General features: G+C 57.8%; 13 protein-coding genes. 2 read left to right on the forward strand and 11 right to left on the reverse strand.

Features of this window, described 5'->3' with window-relative positions; translation table 11 throughout:
- Positions 1-20: 20 nt before the first annotated feature.
- The gene (ppsA, locus tag HGHM_RS08315) at positions 21-2,447 is read right to left on the reverse strand and encodes a phosphoenolpyruvate synthase (protein WP_075111699.1); all 2,427 of its coding nucleotides are present in this window, start codon (positions 2,445-2,447) and stop codon (positions 21-23) included.
- 175 nt (positions 2,448-2,622) lie between these two features.
- Between ppsA and ppsR the strand changes: the two genes are divergently transcribed.
- Both ppsR and HGHM_RS08325 read left to right on the forward strand, forming a co-directional pair.
- Entirely contained in the window at positions 2,623-3,468 is an 846-nt protein-coding gene (gene ppsR / locus HGHM_RS08320) for a posphoenolpyruvate synthetase regulatory kinase/phosphorylase PpsR (RefSeq protein ID WP_019141061.1), read from the forward strand.
- 148 nt (positions 3,469-3,616) lie between these two features.
- Positions 3,617-3,982 (forward strand): hypothetical protein, encoded by a 366-nt coding sequence (locus HGHM_RS08325; protein ID WP_148415447.1) that lies wholly within the window; start codon positions 3,617-3,619, stop codon positions 3,980-3,982.
- Positions 3,983-4,000: 18 nt separating this feature from the next.
- Here the strand turns inward: HGHM_RS08325 and HGHM_RS08330 are convergent, their stop codons facing one another.
- The 10 genes from HGHM_RS08330 to ispC all read right to left on the reverse strand — a co-directional run bounded on the left by HGHM_RS08330 (position 4,001) and on the right by ispC (position 14,453).
- Entirely contained in the window at positions 4,001-4,795 is a 795-nt protein-coding gene (locus tag HGHM_RS08330) for a TrmH family RNA methyltransferase (protein ID WP_019141063.1), read from the reverse strand.
- A gap of 4 nt (positions 4,796-4,799) precedes the next feature.
- Complete coding sequence (rnhB, locus tag HGHM_RS08335; RefSeq protein ID WP_051155323.1) at positions 4,800-5,396, reverse strand: ribonuclease HII; 597 nt, start codon at positions 5,394-5,396, stop codon at positions 4,800-4,802.
- A 44-nt stretch (positions 5,397-5,440) separates the two neighbouring features.
- Positions 5,441-6,580: a lipid-A-disaccharide synthase gene (gene lpxB, locus HGHM_RS08340; protein WP_019141065.1), complete on the reverse strand. Its 1,140-nt coding sequence runs from the start codon at positions 6,578-6,580 to the stop codon at positions 5,441-5,443.
- 13 nt (positions 6,581-6,593) lie between these two features.
- Positions 6,594-7,385 carry an acyl-ACP--UDP-N-acetylglucosamine O-acyltransferase gene (gene lpxA / locus HGHM_RS08345; protein WP_019141066.1) on the reverse strand — a complete coding sequence of 264 codons (792 nt, stop codon included), beginning with the start codon at positions 7,383-7,385 and terminating at the stop codon, positions 6,594-6,596.
- Entirely contained in the window at positions 7,385-7,855 is a 471-nt protein-coding gene (gene fabZ, locus HGHM_RS08350; RefSeq protein ID WP_019141067.1) for a 3-hydroxyacyl-ACP dehydratase FabZ, read from the reverse strand. The genes lpxA and fabZ overlap by 1 nt, the downstream gene beginning before the upstream one ends.
- Entirely contained in the window at positions 7,848-8,903 is a 1,056-nt protein-coding gene (gene lpxD, locus HGHM_RS08355; protein ID WP_019141068.1) for a UDP-3-O-(3-hydroxymyristoyl)glucosamine N-acyltransferase, read from the reverse strand. Before lpxD ends, fabZ begins: the two co-directional genes overlap by 8 nt.
- A 17-nt stretch (positions 8,904-8,920) precedes the next feature.
- On the reverse strand, positions 8,921-9,379 hold the full coding sequence (locus tag HGHM_RS08360) for an OmpH family outer membrane protein (RefSeq protein WP_245549256.1): 459 nt from the start codon (positions 9,377-9,379) through the stop codon (positions 8,921-8,923).
- Positions 9,380-9,482: 103 nt separating this feature from the next.
- Positions 9,483-11,846: an outer membrane protein assembly factor BamA gene (gene bamA, locus HGHM_RS08365; protein WP_019141070.1), complete on the reverse strand. Its 2,364-nt coding sequence runs from the start codon at positions 11,844-11,846 to the stop codon at positions 9,483-9,485.
- A 61-nt stretch (positions 11,847-11,907) separates the two neighbouring features.
- Positions 11,908-13,275, reverse strand: coding sequence for an RIP metalloprotease RseP (gene rseP / locus HGHM_RS08370; RefSeq protein WP_019141071.1), 1,368 nt, complete (start codon positions 13,273-13,275; stop codon positions 11,908-11,910).
- Between the two features lie 8 nt (positions 13,276-13,283).
- Complete coding sequence (gene ispC / locus HGHM_RS08375; RefSeq protein ID WP_019141072.1) at positions 13,284-14,453, reverse strand: 1-deoxy-D-xylulose-5-phosphate reductoisomerase; 1,170 nt, start codon at positions 14,451-14,453, stop codon at positions 13,284-13,286.
- Position 14,454: the final 1 nt, after the last annotated feature.

The following is a 14,454-nucleotide window of genomic DNA, read 5'->3' on the forward strand; positions in this document are numbered from 1 at the left end:
CCGTTGGCCAAAGGACCTGGTCAGGAAAGCGACGCCAGCTTCTGCCAGGTATCGATGACGGTGTCAGGATTGAGCGAGATCGACTCAATCCCTTCCTTCATCAGCCATTCCGCAAAATCCGGATGATCCGAAGGGCCCTGGCCGCAGATGCCAATGTATTTGCCCTGCGCGCGGCAGGCAGCAATGGCACGCGAGAGCAAAGCTTTCACCGCCTCATCCCGCTCGTCGAAATCCGCAGCCAGCAGTTCCATGCCCGAATCGCGATCCAAGCCGAGAGTGAGCTGAGTCAGGTCATTCGAACCAATGGAGAAGCCGTCGAAATACTGCAGGAACTGTTCCGCGAGAATGGCGTTCGACGGTACTTCGCACATCATGATCAGGCGCAAGCCGTTTTCGCCGCGCTTCAATCCATTCTTCGCCAGCAGATTGACGACTTTTTCTGCCTGGCCGAGCGTACGCACGAATGGCACCATGATTTCGACGTTGGTCAGGCCCATGTCATTGCGCACCCGCTTCATCGCTTCGCATTCCATCTGGAAGGCTTCAGCGAAATCCTCTGCAAGGTAGCGCGCCGCGCCGCGGAAGCCGAGCATCGGATTTTCTTCGTCCGGCTCGTAGCGGGAACCGCCGATCAGCTTCTTGTATTCATTCGACTTGAAATCGGACATGCGCACAATTACCGGCTTTGGCCAGAAAGCGGCGGCAATGGTGGCAATGCCTTCGGCCAGCTTGTCGACGTAGAATGCGCGCGGCGATGCATGACCACGCGCGACCGACTCGACCGCCTTCTTCAGGTCGGCATCGATGCCCGGGTATTCCAGGATCGCCTTCGGATGCACGCCGATGTTATTGTTGATGATGAATTCCAGTCGTGCCAGTCCAACGCCGCCATTCGGAATGGCTTGGAAATCAAATGCCAGTTGTGGATTGCCAACGTTCATCATGATCTTGGTCGGAATCGACGGCAATTCGCTGCGCGGCACTTCCGACACTTCGGTTTCCAGCAAGCCGTCATAGATCTTGCCTTCATCGCCTTCAGCGCAGGACACCGTTACCAGCGTGCCATCCTTGAGCATGTCGGTAGCATTGCCGCATCCCACCACGGCAGGCACGCCGAGCTCGCGCGCAATGATGGCAGCATGGCAGGTGCGACCGCCGCGGTTGGTGACGATGGCCGATGCGCGCTTCATCACCGGTTCCCAGTTCGGGTCCGTCATGTCGGCCACCAGCACGTCTCCCGGCTGCACGCGTTCCATTTCCGCCGGATCGCGGATCACTCGTACCGGGCCCGCACCGATCTTCTGACCAATCGCGCGGCCGGCGGCGAGCACGGTACCCGAGCCTTTCAGCTTGAAGCGCTGCTGGGAATCACTGGCAGTCTGCTGCGACTTCACGGTCTCCGGACGCGCCTGCAGGATGTAGAGCTTGCCGTCACGCCCATCCTTGCCCCACTCGATGTCCATCGGGCGTCCATAGTGCTTCTCGATGATGACCGCATACTTCGCGAGCTCGACGATTTCCTTGTCGGTCAGGGAGTAACGATTGCGCAGCTCGATCGGCACATCCACCGTCTTCACCGAGCGCCCGGCCTTGGCCTCGCCGGTGAACTCCATCTTGATCAGCTTGGAACCGATGTTGCGCCGGATGATGGGCAGCTTGCCCTGCTCGAGCATCGGCTTGTGCACATAAAACTCGTCCGGATTGACCGCGCCCTGCACCACCGTCTCGCCAAGGCCGTAGCTGGAAGTGATGAACACCACATCCTTGAAGCCGGATTCGGTATCCAGGGTGAACATGACACCGGCAGCGCCGACGTCAGAACGCACCATACGCTGCACCCCGGCCGAGAGCGCGACTTCGGCATGGGTAAAGCCTTTGTGCACGCGGTAGGAAATCGCGCGGTCGTTATAGAGCGACGCAAACACATGCTTGATCGCTTCCAGGACATTGTCGATGCCGACTACGTTCAGGAAGGTTTCCTGCTGTCCGGCAAATGATGCATCTGGCAAATCCTCAGCGGTCGCCGAAGAGCGCACGGCAAACGACATTTCGGCCGCGGATTCGGTGACGAGCCGTTGGTAGTATTCGCGGATTTCCTGCTCTAGGCGCGGCTGGAAAGGCGTGTCGATGATCCACTTACGGATTTCAGCGCCCGCTTCCGCCAGCGCTCGGACATCGTCGATGTTAAGCGACGCAAGGCGATCAGCAATGCGCTGTCCGAGCGTCGCTCCCTTGTCAGGGCTGTGGGCGAGGAAATCACGGAAAGCCTGAGCTGTGGTGGCAAAGCCGCCCGGCACCCTTACTCCCGCTTCAGCCAGCTGGCTGATCATTTCCCCCAGCGATGCATTCTTACCGCCGACGGAATCGACATCCGTCATTCTGAGTTGCTCGAAGGAGACGACATAAGCCGACTCCCGGGAAACCCCGTTTTGTACTGCGTTGGACATAAAAACCCCTAGTTTGATGATGAGAAATCTTTTGCGGCGCATTCGCGGCCCGGCTCTTTTTGTTATTCTTCTGACGAGGCGGCATGCGCTCATCTGCTTGCCATCATTTTACATGTCGCAATTGGGTTTTGCCCTCCCGATTCCCATTTTTCCTTGACTTGCATACAGATTCTTTATGTCAGATCTTTCAGCCCTTCATCCACCCGCCGACCGCACCGTATTTTTTGTATCCGACGGCACTGGCATCACGGCCGAGACTTTTGGGCATTCCGTATTGACCCAGTTTGAATTGCGGTTCAAACAGGTCCGCCTGCCATTCATCGACACGCTCGACAAGGCATACGATGCCGTGCGCGAAATCAACGAGGCGTGCGAGACGGATGGCAAGCGCCCGATTGTGTTTTCAACTCTGGTAAAGGCGGAGTTGTCCACCGTGGTGCGGCAATCAAATGGCATGCATATGGATCTGATCCAGACCTTCGTCGAGCCGCTGGAACAGGAACTAGGCGTCAAGTCGACCCATACCGTTGGCCGCAGCCATAACATTGCCGATTCCGAAGATTACAAAAACCGGATCGAAGCAATCAATTTTTCCCTGGCCCATGATGACGGCCAGTCCAATCAGAATCTGTCTGCCGCCGATGTGATCCTCGTCGGTGTTTCCCGCTCCGGCAAAACCCCGACCAGTCTGTATCTCGCCATGCAGTACGGCATCAAGGCGGCGAACTATCCCTTGATTCCGGAAGATTTCGAACGAGGCAAACTGCCCGGCGACCTCATGTCATACAAGAAAAAGATTTTCGGCTTGTCGATTGCCCCGGACCGCCTGGCTGAGGTGCGCAACGAGCGCCGGCCGGGCAGCAAGTATGCATCGCTGGAAAACTGCCGATACGAAGTGAACGAAGCGGAAAAGATGATGCAGCGGGAGGGAATTCGCTGGATGTCGTCAACCACCAAATCGATCGAAGAAATCGCTGCCATGATTCTTCAGGAGATCAAGTCAAGCAAGCGCGGGTATTGATCGATTTGCATTAAAGACCAGGCCGCCAGGCATTTGCAGGCGACTTTTTTGTTTTCCACGGCGAGAAAAAGTATTTTCGAAGAAACCTTACACATTCCTTACAGTCTTATTTTTGATGATTAAGACATGTCGAATCGGAGTGTTTCAAGTGGATGCATTATTGCTCGAACTGGTTTTGTGGGGAGGACTGCTGTTCTTCTTCTGGGCGCTCAAGGATGGATTAGGCCGCGTCGAATCGGATATTGAAAGCCTCAAGCGGAGGGGCAAACGGCAAAAAGGTCACTTGGCTTTACGGTCAGGATTCGATCATCCCGAAAGCGTCACGGAAAGAATTGGCAGTTACAAGGGAGCGGCGATATACCGATTTGCCAAGTTTGATGGCCGTTGCTACGAATTTGATCGCGCCTGTCCTGAAGAATATCGGGCCACCGTAAGGGATGATGAACTGTACGTGGAGCCGGGTCTGGTCTATGCACCATTGCGCCCCGGTGCTCTGCCTTCCCCGGCAGCCTGACAAGGCCGCGTCGCCTGTTTATTTGCCGGCTCGCTGGCGGACCTGTTCAAAGAAGCAAACGGCGGCGCTCGCCGCGACGTTCAGAGATTCAATCTTGCCAAGGTGTGGAATCGACAATTGTCGTGTTGACAGTGCCATCAATTCGTCCGCGACACCTTGCCCCTCATGCCCGAACAGCCAGGCCACCGGTTGACGCAAGTCGGCCTCGTAGAGCGGCGTAGATGCGTGTGAGGAAGTTGCCAACACCGGAATCCGGCTGTTTTGCATCAACTCGGCCAGATCGACATTTTCAAAGATATTCAGAAAAAAGTGCGCGCCCATGCCGGCGCGCAGCACCTTCGGCGACCAGGCGAAGGCGGTTCCCTTGCCGCAGAACACGTCGCTGATCCCGGCAGCTGCAGCACTGCGCAGGATGGAGCCAAGGTTACCCGGGTCCTGCAAGTTGTCGAGCAACACGGCTGAGCGAGTGATGGCTGCAGGACTTGGATTGACGGGCGTATCAACCACGAACAGCAAGCCGACTCCGTGTTCCACCTGGCTTATCGGCGCATACAGAGCATCGGGCAAAACGACCTGTCGCGTGTCGCCACGGCTGCATCGTTCCAGCAAGGCAGCCACTTCCGGATGGTCAAGCGAAGATTCGCTTGCCACCGAGATTGGCGGAAGGCCTAACTGCTCAAGGTATGTCTGGCACAGGTGAACCCCATCCAGCAGGCTGCGCCCTGCCTTGCGCCGGGCCTGCGAACTGGTCGCAAGATGCTTCAATTCCTTGTAAAAGGGATTTTCCCGCGAAGTGATCAGCTTGGCTGCCATGTTTTCAAGCGACCTCGCCCTGGGTGGCACGCGGCTCCTGAGCGATGTTGAGCAAGGCCCTCACCGGAGCATAGGATTTGCGGTGGACTGGAGATACTCCGTGCTCCCGCAGGCGCTGCAAATGCAGCGCTGTCGGATAACCCTTGTGCTGGTCGAAAGCGTAATGCGGATAACGCTCGTGCAACACCATCAATGCGGCATCCCTGGCCGTTTTGGCCAGAATCGAGGCCGCGGAAATCGCCGGCACCTTGTCATCCCCCTGGATGATGGCTTCGGAACGTATCTGCAGCACCGGACAGCGATTGCCATCGATGAGGGCCAGGTCCGGCTTGATATGCAGGTCTTCGACGGCTCGTCGCATGGCCAGCATGGTTGCCTGCAGGATGTTGAGAGCATCGATTTCCTCCTCGGTGCAGAGGGCAATCGACCATGCCAGCGCCTTTTCCTTGATCTCGATTGCCAGGGCGTCGCGTCGCGCTTCCGACAATTTTTTGGAGTCGCGCAATCCCGCAATGGGTTTCGATGGATCGAGGATGACAGCCGCGGCGAATACCGGCCCGGCCAGCGGCCCTCTTCCGGCCTCATCCACGCCGCACAGCATTTTGCCGGCATGGGTGAACAGCGGCAGACTCGCCGCCTGCTTTTTCACGGTCGCTCCTGCCTCTGGCGAATCAGTTCCAGCACCGCCTGCGCACTTTCCTTGGCCGTGTCACGCAACAGCGTTCCGTGCATGTCGGCAAAACGTTGCCGCAATCGCTCCCGATGGGAATCATCGCGTAATTGCTGCCACAATGCGTCTGCCAATGCCTCGGGCGTCGCGGCATCCTGCAACAATTCCGGAACGACAAACTCGCGTGCGAGAATATTCGGCAAACCGACCCACGGCTGGTATCCCATATGCCGCAGAATTTCCCACGATGCGCGCATCATTTTGTAGGCAATTACCATCGGCTTCTTGAACAAGGCCACTTCAAGCGTGGCCGTCCCGGAGGCAACCAGCACCGCATCGGCGGCTGCGATGGCCACATGGGAGCGGCCTTCGAGCAACTGTAAAGGAACATCGTTCAAGTCCGCCTCTGCAATCAGCGCATCGAAGTAATGGCGCTGCTTGTTCCCTGCCATGGGCACCACGAAACGCAAGCTCGGATCGCGTTGCGCGAGCAGGCGCGCCGCCCCGATGAAGGCCGCGGTGTTGTACTTCAGTTCCGACATGCGGCTGCCTGGCATGATGGTGACGACAGTGGCATCGGCGGGCAGTCCGAGTGCGCTGCGCGCCGCCTGCACATCGGGTTCCATAGGAATCACTTCCGCCAGAGGGTAGCCGACATAGGTCACCGGGACGCCGGCCTTGCGGTAGATCTCTTCCTCGAACGGAAAGACCACCAGCATGTGCGACACCGCCTTCTGGATCTTCTTGATGCGGCCGCCGCGCCATGCCCAGATCGATGGTCCGATGAAATGCATGGTGGGTATGCCGGCCTGCTTCAGCTGCATTTCCAGGCCAAAGTTGAAATCGGGCGCATCGACGCCGATGAACACCGCAGGCTTTTCCGCGAGCAGCTTGTCGCGCAGCGCGCTCTGGATACCCTTGATTTCACGGTAATGCGCCAGGACTTCGAACAGGCCGCGCACCGACAGCTTTTCCATCGGCCAGTGGCTCTTGAATCCGTATTCCGCCATCTTCGGGCCGCCAATGCCATGAATCTCCGCATCGGGAAGCTCCGGCAGCAGACCGGACAGCAGGCGACTTGCCAGCAGGTCGCCGGAACTTTCGCCAGCGACCATTGCAATCGAAGTCTTAGCGGACGATGCCACGGCTTGCTGTGTCAAGGAATGAACGGATCAGGCGCAGGTGCGGCACCAGCTCGGGGCCGGCAACTGCTTCGTTTCTGGCCAGCGCCGCCTTCGCCTCTTCCAGCGTCAGGCCAGACTTGTAGATCGTCTTGTAGGCATTGCGTATGGCGCCGATCTGTTCACGGGTGAAGCCGCGGCGCTTGAGCCCTTCGAGATTCACGCCGTGCGCAGCGGCAGGATGGCCCGAAGCCAGCACAAAAGGCGGCACATCCTGCGTGAGGCTGGTGTTCATGCCGATGAAGGCATGCGGGCCGATCTTGCAAAACTGGTGGACGGCCGCAAAGCCGCTCAGGATGGCCCAGTCGCCGACATGGACATGCCCTGCCAACGTGGCGTTGTTGGAAAAAATGGTGTGATTGCCGACCCGGCAGTCATGCGCGAGATGGACGTAGGCCAGTATCAGGTTGTCGTTGCCGAGGCTGGTGATGCCTTCATCCTGCGCCGTGCCCAGATTGAATGTGCAAAATTCCCGAATCGTATTGCGATCGCCGATCACCAGTCGCGTCGGCTCGCCTGCGTACTTCTTGTCCTGCGGCGTTCCGCCGATCGAACAGAACTGGAAAAAGTTATTGTCGCATCCGATGGTGGTATGCCCGTCGATCACCACATGCGGACCAATCCTGGTCCGGGCTCCGATACGGACATTGGGGCCGATGATCGAATAGGCACCGACTTCGACCGACTCGTCCAATAAGGCATTGCGGTCGACAATCGCCGTTGGGTGAATACGTGCCATTACTGCTCCACTGGCTGGCTGGCGTCGTTTACGCTGCGCATCGTGCACATCAGTTCGGCTTCAACCGCCAGTTGCCCGTTGACCGTACCCTGGGCCTTGTATTTCCAGATGCCGCGCGTGCTGCGAAGCAGTTCCACATCCATCTTCAGCTGGTCGCCCGGCTCGACTGGACGCTTGAAACGGGCGCCGTCGATGCCGACGAAATACACCACGCTCTGGTCGTCGGGCTTGCGGCCTGCAGTCAGGAAGGACAGCAAGGCGGCCGTCTGGGCAAGCGCCTCGATCATCAAGACACCGGGCATGACCGGCTTGTGCGGGAAATGGCCGTTGAAGAACTCTTCGTTCACTGTAACATTCTTGATTGCGGTAATCGTCTTGCCCGATTCCCAGTTGAGTACGCGGTCGACCAGGAGCAGCGGATAACGGTGCGGCAGGTATTGTTTGATTTGGTTGATGTCGAGACTATTCATTGCTTTTATCGGTAAGCGATTTGACGGTTTTTTCCAGGTCGCGGATTTTCTCACGCATCGTGGTCAGTTGACGGACAAGTGCCGCAGATTTTTCCCAGTCTGCCTTTTTCGCAAACGGATAAAAGCCTGCATACTCGCCAGGTTCAAGAATGGAGCGGGACACCAGTGTGCCTGCAGTGACGTGCACACGGTCGGCAATGGTCAAATGCCCGGCTATCATCGCTGCGCCGCCGACAGTACAGTATTTGCCTATCCTGGCGCTGCCCGCGATTCCGACACAGCCGGCCATTGCGGTATGCGCGCCGATATGGCAGTTGTGGCCGATCTGGATCAGATTGTCGAGCTTGACGCCATCCTCGATGACAGTATCGGCCATGGCGCCTCGGTCGATCGTGGTGTTGGCGCCGATTTCCACGTCGTCCCCGATCACTACCCGGCCGGTCTGGGGAATCTTGATCCATCTTCCCTTTTCATTTGCGAAACCGAAGCCGTCGCCGCCGATTACCACGCCGGATTGAATGATGCCGCGCGCACCGATTTCACAGCCGGAGTGGAACACGACTCGTGCAAAGAAATGGGTCCCGGCACCGACTTTTGCATTCCGGCCGATGAAGCAGCCGGCGTCAATGACAGCGCCATCGGCGATAACCGCGCCGGCTTCGACCGTGACTTGCGGCCCGATGCAGGCAGTGGCAGCGATTTGCGCGCTCGGATCCACGCAGGCGCTCGGATGGATGCCGGGCACGACGGGGATCGCCTTTTCATCTGCGAAGAATTGCGCAGCCTTGGCGAAATACACGTACGGACTGTCCGTAACGATACGAGCGCCGGAATAGGAAGCGCCGATGACCTTGTCATCGGCATCCGACAGGATCAGGGCTGCAGCGGAGGTGCGCGCCGCCTGGTCACGAAACTTGGGATTGGAGAGAAAGGTGATCTGTGACGTGCTTGCTTGGTCCAGAGGTGCGATGCCGGATATTTCCAGCTCCGCATTTCCTATCAGCCGACCTCCCAAGCGTTCGACCAGTTTTCCAAGCCGAGTACTCATCTTGGGCCTTTTGAAACTTATTTGTTGAGCGCCTTAAGCACTTTATCGGTGATGTCGATGCGCGGGCTTGCATACACCGCTTCCTGGAACACGATATCGTACTTTTCGGACTCCGCGATCTGCTTGATCACCTTGTTGGTGCGCTCGAGCACGATCGCGAGTTCTTCGTTGCGGCGCTGATTGAGGTCTTCACGAAATTCGCGCTGCTTGCGCTGGAAGTCCTTGTCCATGTCGGCCAGTTCGCGCTGGCGACGGATCCGCTCCGACTCCGGCAGCACCGCCGCATCCTTGTCCAGCTTGTCTGCCATTGCCTTCAAGCGTGCAGCCATGTCCTGCAAATCCTTGTCACGCTTGGAAAATTCCTGTTCGATCTTCGCAGTCGCGGCTTTCGCCGGTGCAGCCTCGCGGAAGATGCGCTCGGTGCTGACAAAGCCGACCTTGGATTCTTGCGCCTGGGCGGCCAGACACGGAAGCATGCACGCCGCAAACAGCACCAGGCACTTCGAGGAAATGGATATGTTGTTAAAGGGCTTCAAGGTCATTCTCCGCAATTCAAATTACTATTGTGACATCAAACTATCAGAATCCAGTACCCAGCTGGAACTGGAAGCGCTGCGCTCTGTCTCCCGATTCCTTATTCAACGGAGTACCGTAGCTCAGCTTCAGCGGGCCGATGGGTGATATCCAGCTGATGCCGATACCCGCTGCGTATCGCAGCTTGCTAACGTCCAATCGTTCATTGTCTCCGAATACGTTTCCGCCATCAACGAAAGTGAACCATTTCAGGCTGCGGTCGCTACCGGATCCGGGAAAGGGAAACTGGAGTTCCACGTTGCCAATCAGGCGCGAGGTGCCGCCCAAGGGATCGCCGTTCGATGCACGCGGGCCAAGCGACGAGCCCTCGTAGCCCCGCACCGAACCGATGCCGCCGGCATAGAAATTCTTGAAGATCGGATACGGCTTGCCGCCGAATCCCTTGCCGTAGTCGATCTCGCCGTTGAGCGCCAGAATGACGTCGCGGAACAGGGGTTTGAAATACTGGTGCTGATACATCGTCCGGTAATACTTCAGGGTACCGACCGGCGCCACCTCAAGGTTGGCACGCTGATATCGGCCCCTGGTGGGCACGAGCGCACTGTCACGGCTGTCACGCTGCCATGCAATGGTAAATGGAAAACCGGTGGTCGTCGCGTCATAAGTACCGGGTACATTGAACGGGTCTCCGTTACCGAACTGCTGGACGTAACGCCTGAAGGCATCCGGACTGGTATTGAAGCCATCCACCTGGTTATACACCTGGACCTGAGTACGCTCGACACCTACACCGAAGAATACGGTATCCAGTTCGGAAAACGGCACGCCGAACTTGACACTGCCACCCGTGGTCTTGACCAGATAATCACCGGTATTCACTTCAGGCGGGCGCGAAGTCCGGTGAAACAATTCAAAGCTGCGGCTCACGCCATCGTCCGTAAAATACGGATTGGTCTGCGATACCGCAATCGTGCGATTGCGGCTGCTGGTATTGATGTCGAGGCCCAGCGTATTGCCGGTACCGAAGGCGTTCGCCTGCTGGATCGAGCCGGTCAGGGTCACCTTTTCGCTGCTTGAAAAGCCGGCGCCCAGCAAGATGTTGCCGGTCGGCTTTTCTTCCACCGCCATGTTGACGTCGACCTGGTCTGTCGATCCCGGGACTTCAGGCGTCTCGATATTCACTTCCTTGAAATAGCCAAGCCTGTCCACGCGATCGCGCGACAGCTTGATTTTTTCGCCGTCATACCAGGAATCTTCGAATTGCCGGAATTCGCGCCGGATCACTTCGTCGCGCGTTTTGGTATTGCCGGCCACATTGATCTTCCTGACATAGACGCGCTTGCCCGGGTCGATCAGTATTGTGAAGGCGACTTCCTTCTTCTGACGATTGATTTCCGGATTTGCGTTCACGTTGGCAAAGGCATAGCCGAAATTCCCCATCCTTTCGGAGATCTTCTTGATGCTCTCGGTCAGCCTTTCCCCGGAATACACATCGCCCTTCTTCAACTCCACCAGCGACTTCAGTTCCTGCTCGCGACCGAGCATCTCGCCTTCGAGCTTGATGTCGGAGACGGTGTATTTTTCGCCTTCGCTGATGTTGATCGTGATGTAGATGTCCTTCTTGTCTGGCGTAATGGAAACCTGGGTCGACTCGACCTGCATTTCGATGTAGCCACGGTTCAGGTAGAAGGAGCGCAGGGTTTCGATATCGCCGGTCAGCTTTTGCTTGGAATACTGATCTGCCTTGGTGTACCAGGTGAACCATCCCGGCGTGGTCAGGTTCAGCAAATCGCGCAGTTCCTTGTCGCTGAATGCCTTGTTGCCGACGATATTGATCTGCTTGATGCGCGCGACCTCGCCTTCATCCACCGAAAAGTTGATGTTGACCCGGTTGCGTTCAACCGGCGTTACCGTGGTCGTGATCTGGACGCCGTACAGGCCGCGCGAGAGATACTGTCGTTTGAGTTCCTGTTCGGCACGGTCAAGCAGCGACTTGTCGAAAATCCTTGATTCGCCAAGCCCGATATCCTTCAGGGACTTCGTGAGTTGATCCTTGTCGAATTCCTTGACCCCGGTGAATTCCACGCCTGCAATCGCGGGCCGTTCTTCGACCATGACGACCAGCACATCGCCTTCGACCTCGATTCGCACATCCTTGAAGAATCCGGTGGCATACAGGGCCTTGATTGCCGCCGCGCCCTTTTCATCGGAATAGGTATCGCCTACGCGCACCGGCAGATAGCTGAATACGGTACCGGGTTCAGTACGCTGGATACCTTCGACGCGAATGTCCCTTACCGTGAACGGCTCGACTGCCGCAGCCTGTCCGGCGCAGAGAACGAAGGCAGCGACAGCGATGATTCGACGAGGAAAAAAAGGCAGGGAGAAACGCTCGGAATGTAATTTCATCGGGTAGGTTGTTATCTAATGCTTTCCTTGCATCGGCGAAATGACACTCCGGTGTACATCCTCAGGACATCAGCCTGAGGATGTCATTGAAAACGGCAACGATCATCAGGGTCATCAGGATTCCCACGCCAGCACGCTGCGCGATCTCGCCAAATCGCTCAGGAATAGTTCTTCCAGTCAAAACTTCCAGCGAATAATACAGTAAAAGCCCGCCATCTAACACTGGAATGGGAAGCAGATTCATGACGCCGAGGCTGATGCTAATGAAGGCGATGAAGGTCAGGTAGCTGATCAGCCCGACACGGGCAGTTTGTCCCGCATAATCGGCGATGGTAATGGGTCCGGTAATGTTCTTCCAGGAAACTTCGCCGACCAGCATCTTGCCCAGCATCTTGAGTGTCAGCGTGCTGGTATCCCATGTTCTGTTCACCGCCTTGCCAAGAGCCTGCAGCGGAGGATCACTGTTCACGAGCATTTCCGGCGCCAGCGCCACTTCTGCCTTGATCCGGCCGAAGCTCTGGCCATTTTTTTCCTGCCGTTCCGGAGTCACCGTTAGGCTGAATTCCTGGTGATTCCGTATTCCCGTAATTTCCAGTGGCTGTCCCGGGGAAGACCGAATCTTTTCAAGGAATGCCAATCCATCCTTGATGGGCGAACCATCGATAGTCAGGATGAGGTCGCCTTCGCGCAAACCTGCCTGCATCGCAGGACCATCCGCCAGGATCTTTCCCAGTACTGGCTTGGGGCGCCCGAGATCCATGCCCAGCTTCTCGAGAAAATCCGCTTCCAGGTCCGCGGTCGACAGGCTATCAAGGCGCAGAGTGACTGTGTCGAGCAGTTTTCCGCCCGCCACATTCGGGTCAGGCCGCTCCGCGTCCAGACGTGCCGGCGCCTTCTCAATCGCGAGCCGCAGCAGCTTCCAGCGCATGTCCGACCAGATCCGCACCGGCTCGCCATTGACTGCGGTGATCAGCTCGCCGCCGCGCAATCCGGCTTCATATGCGGCCGTATGTTCGGGCACGGCGCGCAAACGCGGTGCCGGCTCGGGGATGCCGTGAATATAAAGTCCCGCGAACACCGCAATCGCAAGAAGGAAGTTCGCAAGCGGTCCTGCTGCAACGATGGCGATGCGCTTCCATACGGATTGGCGCGTGAATTCGCGGGCAAGGTCTTGCGGCGGCAGCTTGCTCACATCCTGCTCGCGCGCATCGAGCATCTTCACATAGCCGCCGAAAGGCAGGGCCGACAGCGCCCACTCGGTCTGGTCCGGCCCGAAACGGCGCGAAAACACGATCTTGCCCATGCCGACTGAGAAGCGCAGAACCTTGACGCCGCACCAGCGTGCTACCCAATAATGCCCCAGTTCATGCACCACGACCAATACGCCGAGTGCCACAATAAATGCAACTATGGTATGCAGTAGCGTCATGATTGAACTCAGAAAAGGTAGGAATGTGCCGCCTCCCTGGCAAGGCGGTCCTGCTCGAGTAATCCGTCTATATCATTGGCAGCGCCGTGCGGAAGCCGGTCCATCACCTGAGCGATGATGCGGTCGATCGCGCGAAAGCCGATCCGGCGTTCCAGGAAGGCCTGGACAGCAACTTCGTTGGCAGCGTTCAGTATAGCGGGCGCGGTACCACCCGCCGACAAGGCATCGTAGGCCAGTTTGAGGCAAGGGAAGCGTTCGAAGTCGGGACGCTGGAATGCGAGCTTTCCGATCTGCGCGAGATCAATGGCGGAGACACCCGATGCAATCCGCTCCGGATAAGCCAGGGCACAAGCAATCGGGGTGCGCATGTCGGGATTCCCGAGTTGCGCGAGTACCGAGCCATCCACGTAGGCCACCATGGAGTGGATCACGCTCTGCGGATGGATCACGACTTCGATCTGGCTAGCGGGAGCGCCGAACAGCCAGTGCGCCTCGATCACTTCCAGGCCCTTGTTCATCATGGTCGCGGAATCGACCGAGATCTTGCGCCCCATTACCCAGTTGGGGTGGGCCACCGCCTCCTCGGGCGTAACCGTATCGAGCGTATCGACCGCACGCGACAGGAAAGGACCGCCAGATGCGGTCAGCAGGATCTTTGCCACGCCATGGGTGTCAGGCGAGCGCTGATAACCGCTTGGAAGGCATTGAAAGATTGCGTTGTGTTCGCTGTCGATCGGCAGCAGGGTCGCACCACTGGCATGCACGGCATCCATGAAAAGCTGGCCGGACATGACCAAGGCTTCCTTATTCGCCAACAATACCTTTTTTCCCGCACGCGCGGCTGCAAGAGTGGGCGCCAGGCCGGCAGCACCGACGATGGCCGCCATAACGGTATTGCAGCCCTCGGCACTCGCAACAGCGCACAACGCGGCCTCGCCGTATTCGACCGAGGTTTTCACACCGCGTAGTTTCAGCAGTGCGCCAAGCTTGTCCGCGGCGGCCGACGAGCCGACGACTGCCACTTCGGGCTGGAACCGTTCGCACTGCGCAGCCAGCTCTTCCACCCGGGTATGCGCAGTCAGCGCATAAACCCGGTAGCGATCCGGGTGGCGTGCGAGGACGTCGAGCGTGGAAACGCCAATGGATCCCGTCGAGCCGAGAACCGTAATGTATTGCATC

The organism is Noviherbaspirillum massiliense JC206, assembly GCF_000312045.1.
Classification (GTDB): Bacteria; Pseudomonadota; Gammaproteobacteria; order Burkholderiales; family Burkholderiaceae_D; genus Noviherbaspirillum; species Noviherbaspirillum massiliense.

Coding starts and splice junctions, on each gene's coding strand:
- ppsA (WP_075111699.1), bottom strand. CDS start 2,447: ATGTCCAACGCAGTACAAAACGGGGTTTCCCGGGAGTCGGCTTATGTC.
- ppsR (WP_019141061.1), top strand. CDS start 2,623: ATGTCAGATCTTTCAGCCCTTCATCCACCCGCCGACCGCACCGTATTT.
- HGHM_RS08330 (WP_019141063.1), bottom strand. CDS start 4,795: ATGGCAGCCAAGCTGATCACTTCGCGGGAAAATCCCTTTTACAAGGAA.
- rnhB (WP_051155323.1), bottom strand. CDS start 5,396: ATGCTGTGCGGCGTGGATGAGGCCGGAAGAGGGCCGCTGGCCGGGCCG.
- lpxB (WP_019141065.1), bottom strand. CDS start 6,580: ATGGTCGCTGGCGAAAGTTCCGGCGACCTGCTGGCAAGTCGCCTGCTG.
- lpxA (WP_019141066.1), bottom strand. CDS start 7,385: ATGGCACGTATTCACCCAACGGCGATTGTCGACCGCAATGCCTTATTG.
- fabZ (WP_019141067.1), bottom strand. CDS start 7,855: ATGAATAGTCTCGACATCAACCAAATCAAACAATACCTGCCGCACCGT.
- lpxD (WP_019141068.1), bottom strand. CDS start 8,903: ATGAGTACTCGGCTTGGAAAACTGGTCGAACGCTTGGGAGGTCGGCTG.
- HGHM_RS08360 (WP_245549256.1), bottom strand. CDS start 9,379: ATGCTTCCGTGTCTGGCCGCCCAGGCGCAAGAATCCAAGGTCGGCTTT.
- bamA (WP_019141070.1), bottom strand. CDS start 11,846: ATGAAATTACATTCCGAGCGTTTCTCCCTGCCTTTTTTTCCTCGTCGA.
- rseP (WP_019141071.1), bottom strand. CDS start 13,275: ATGACGCTACTGCATACCATAGTTGCATTTATTGTGGCACTCGGCGTA.
- ispC (WP_019141072.1), bottom strand. CDS start 14,453: ATGCAATACATTACGGTTCTCGGCTCGACGGGATCCATTGGCGTTTCC.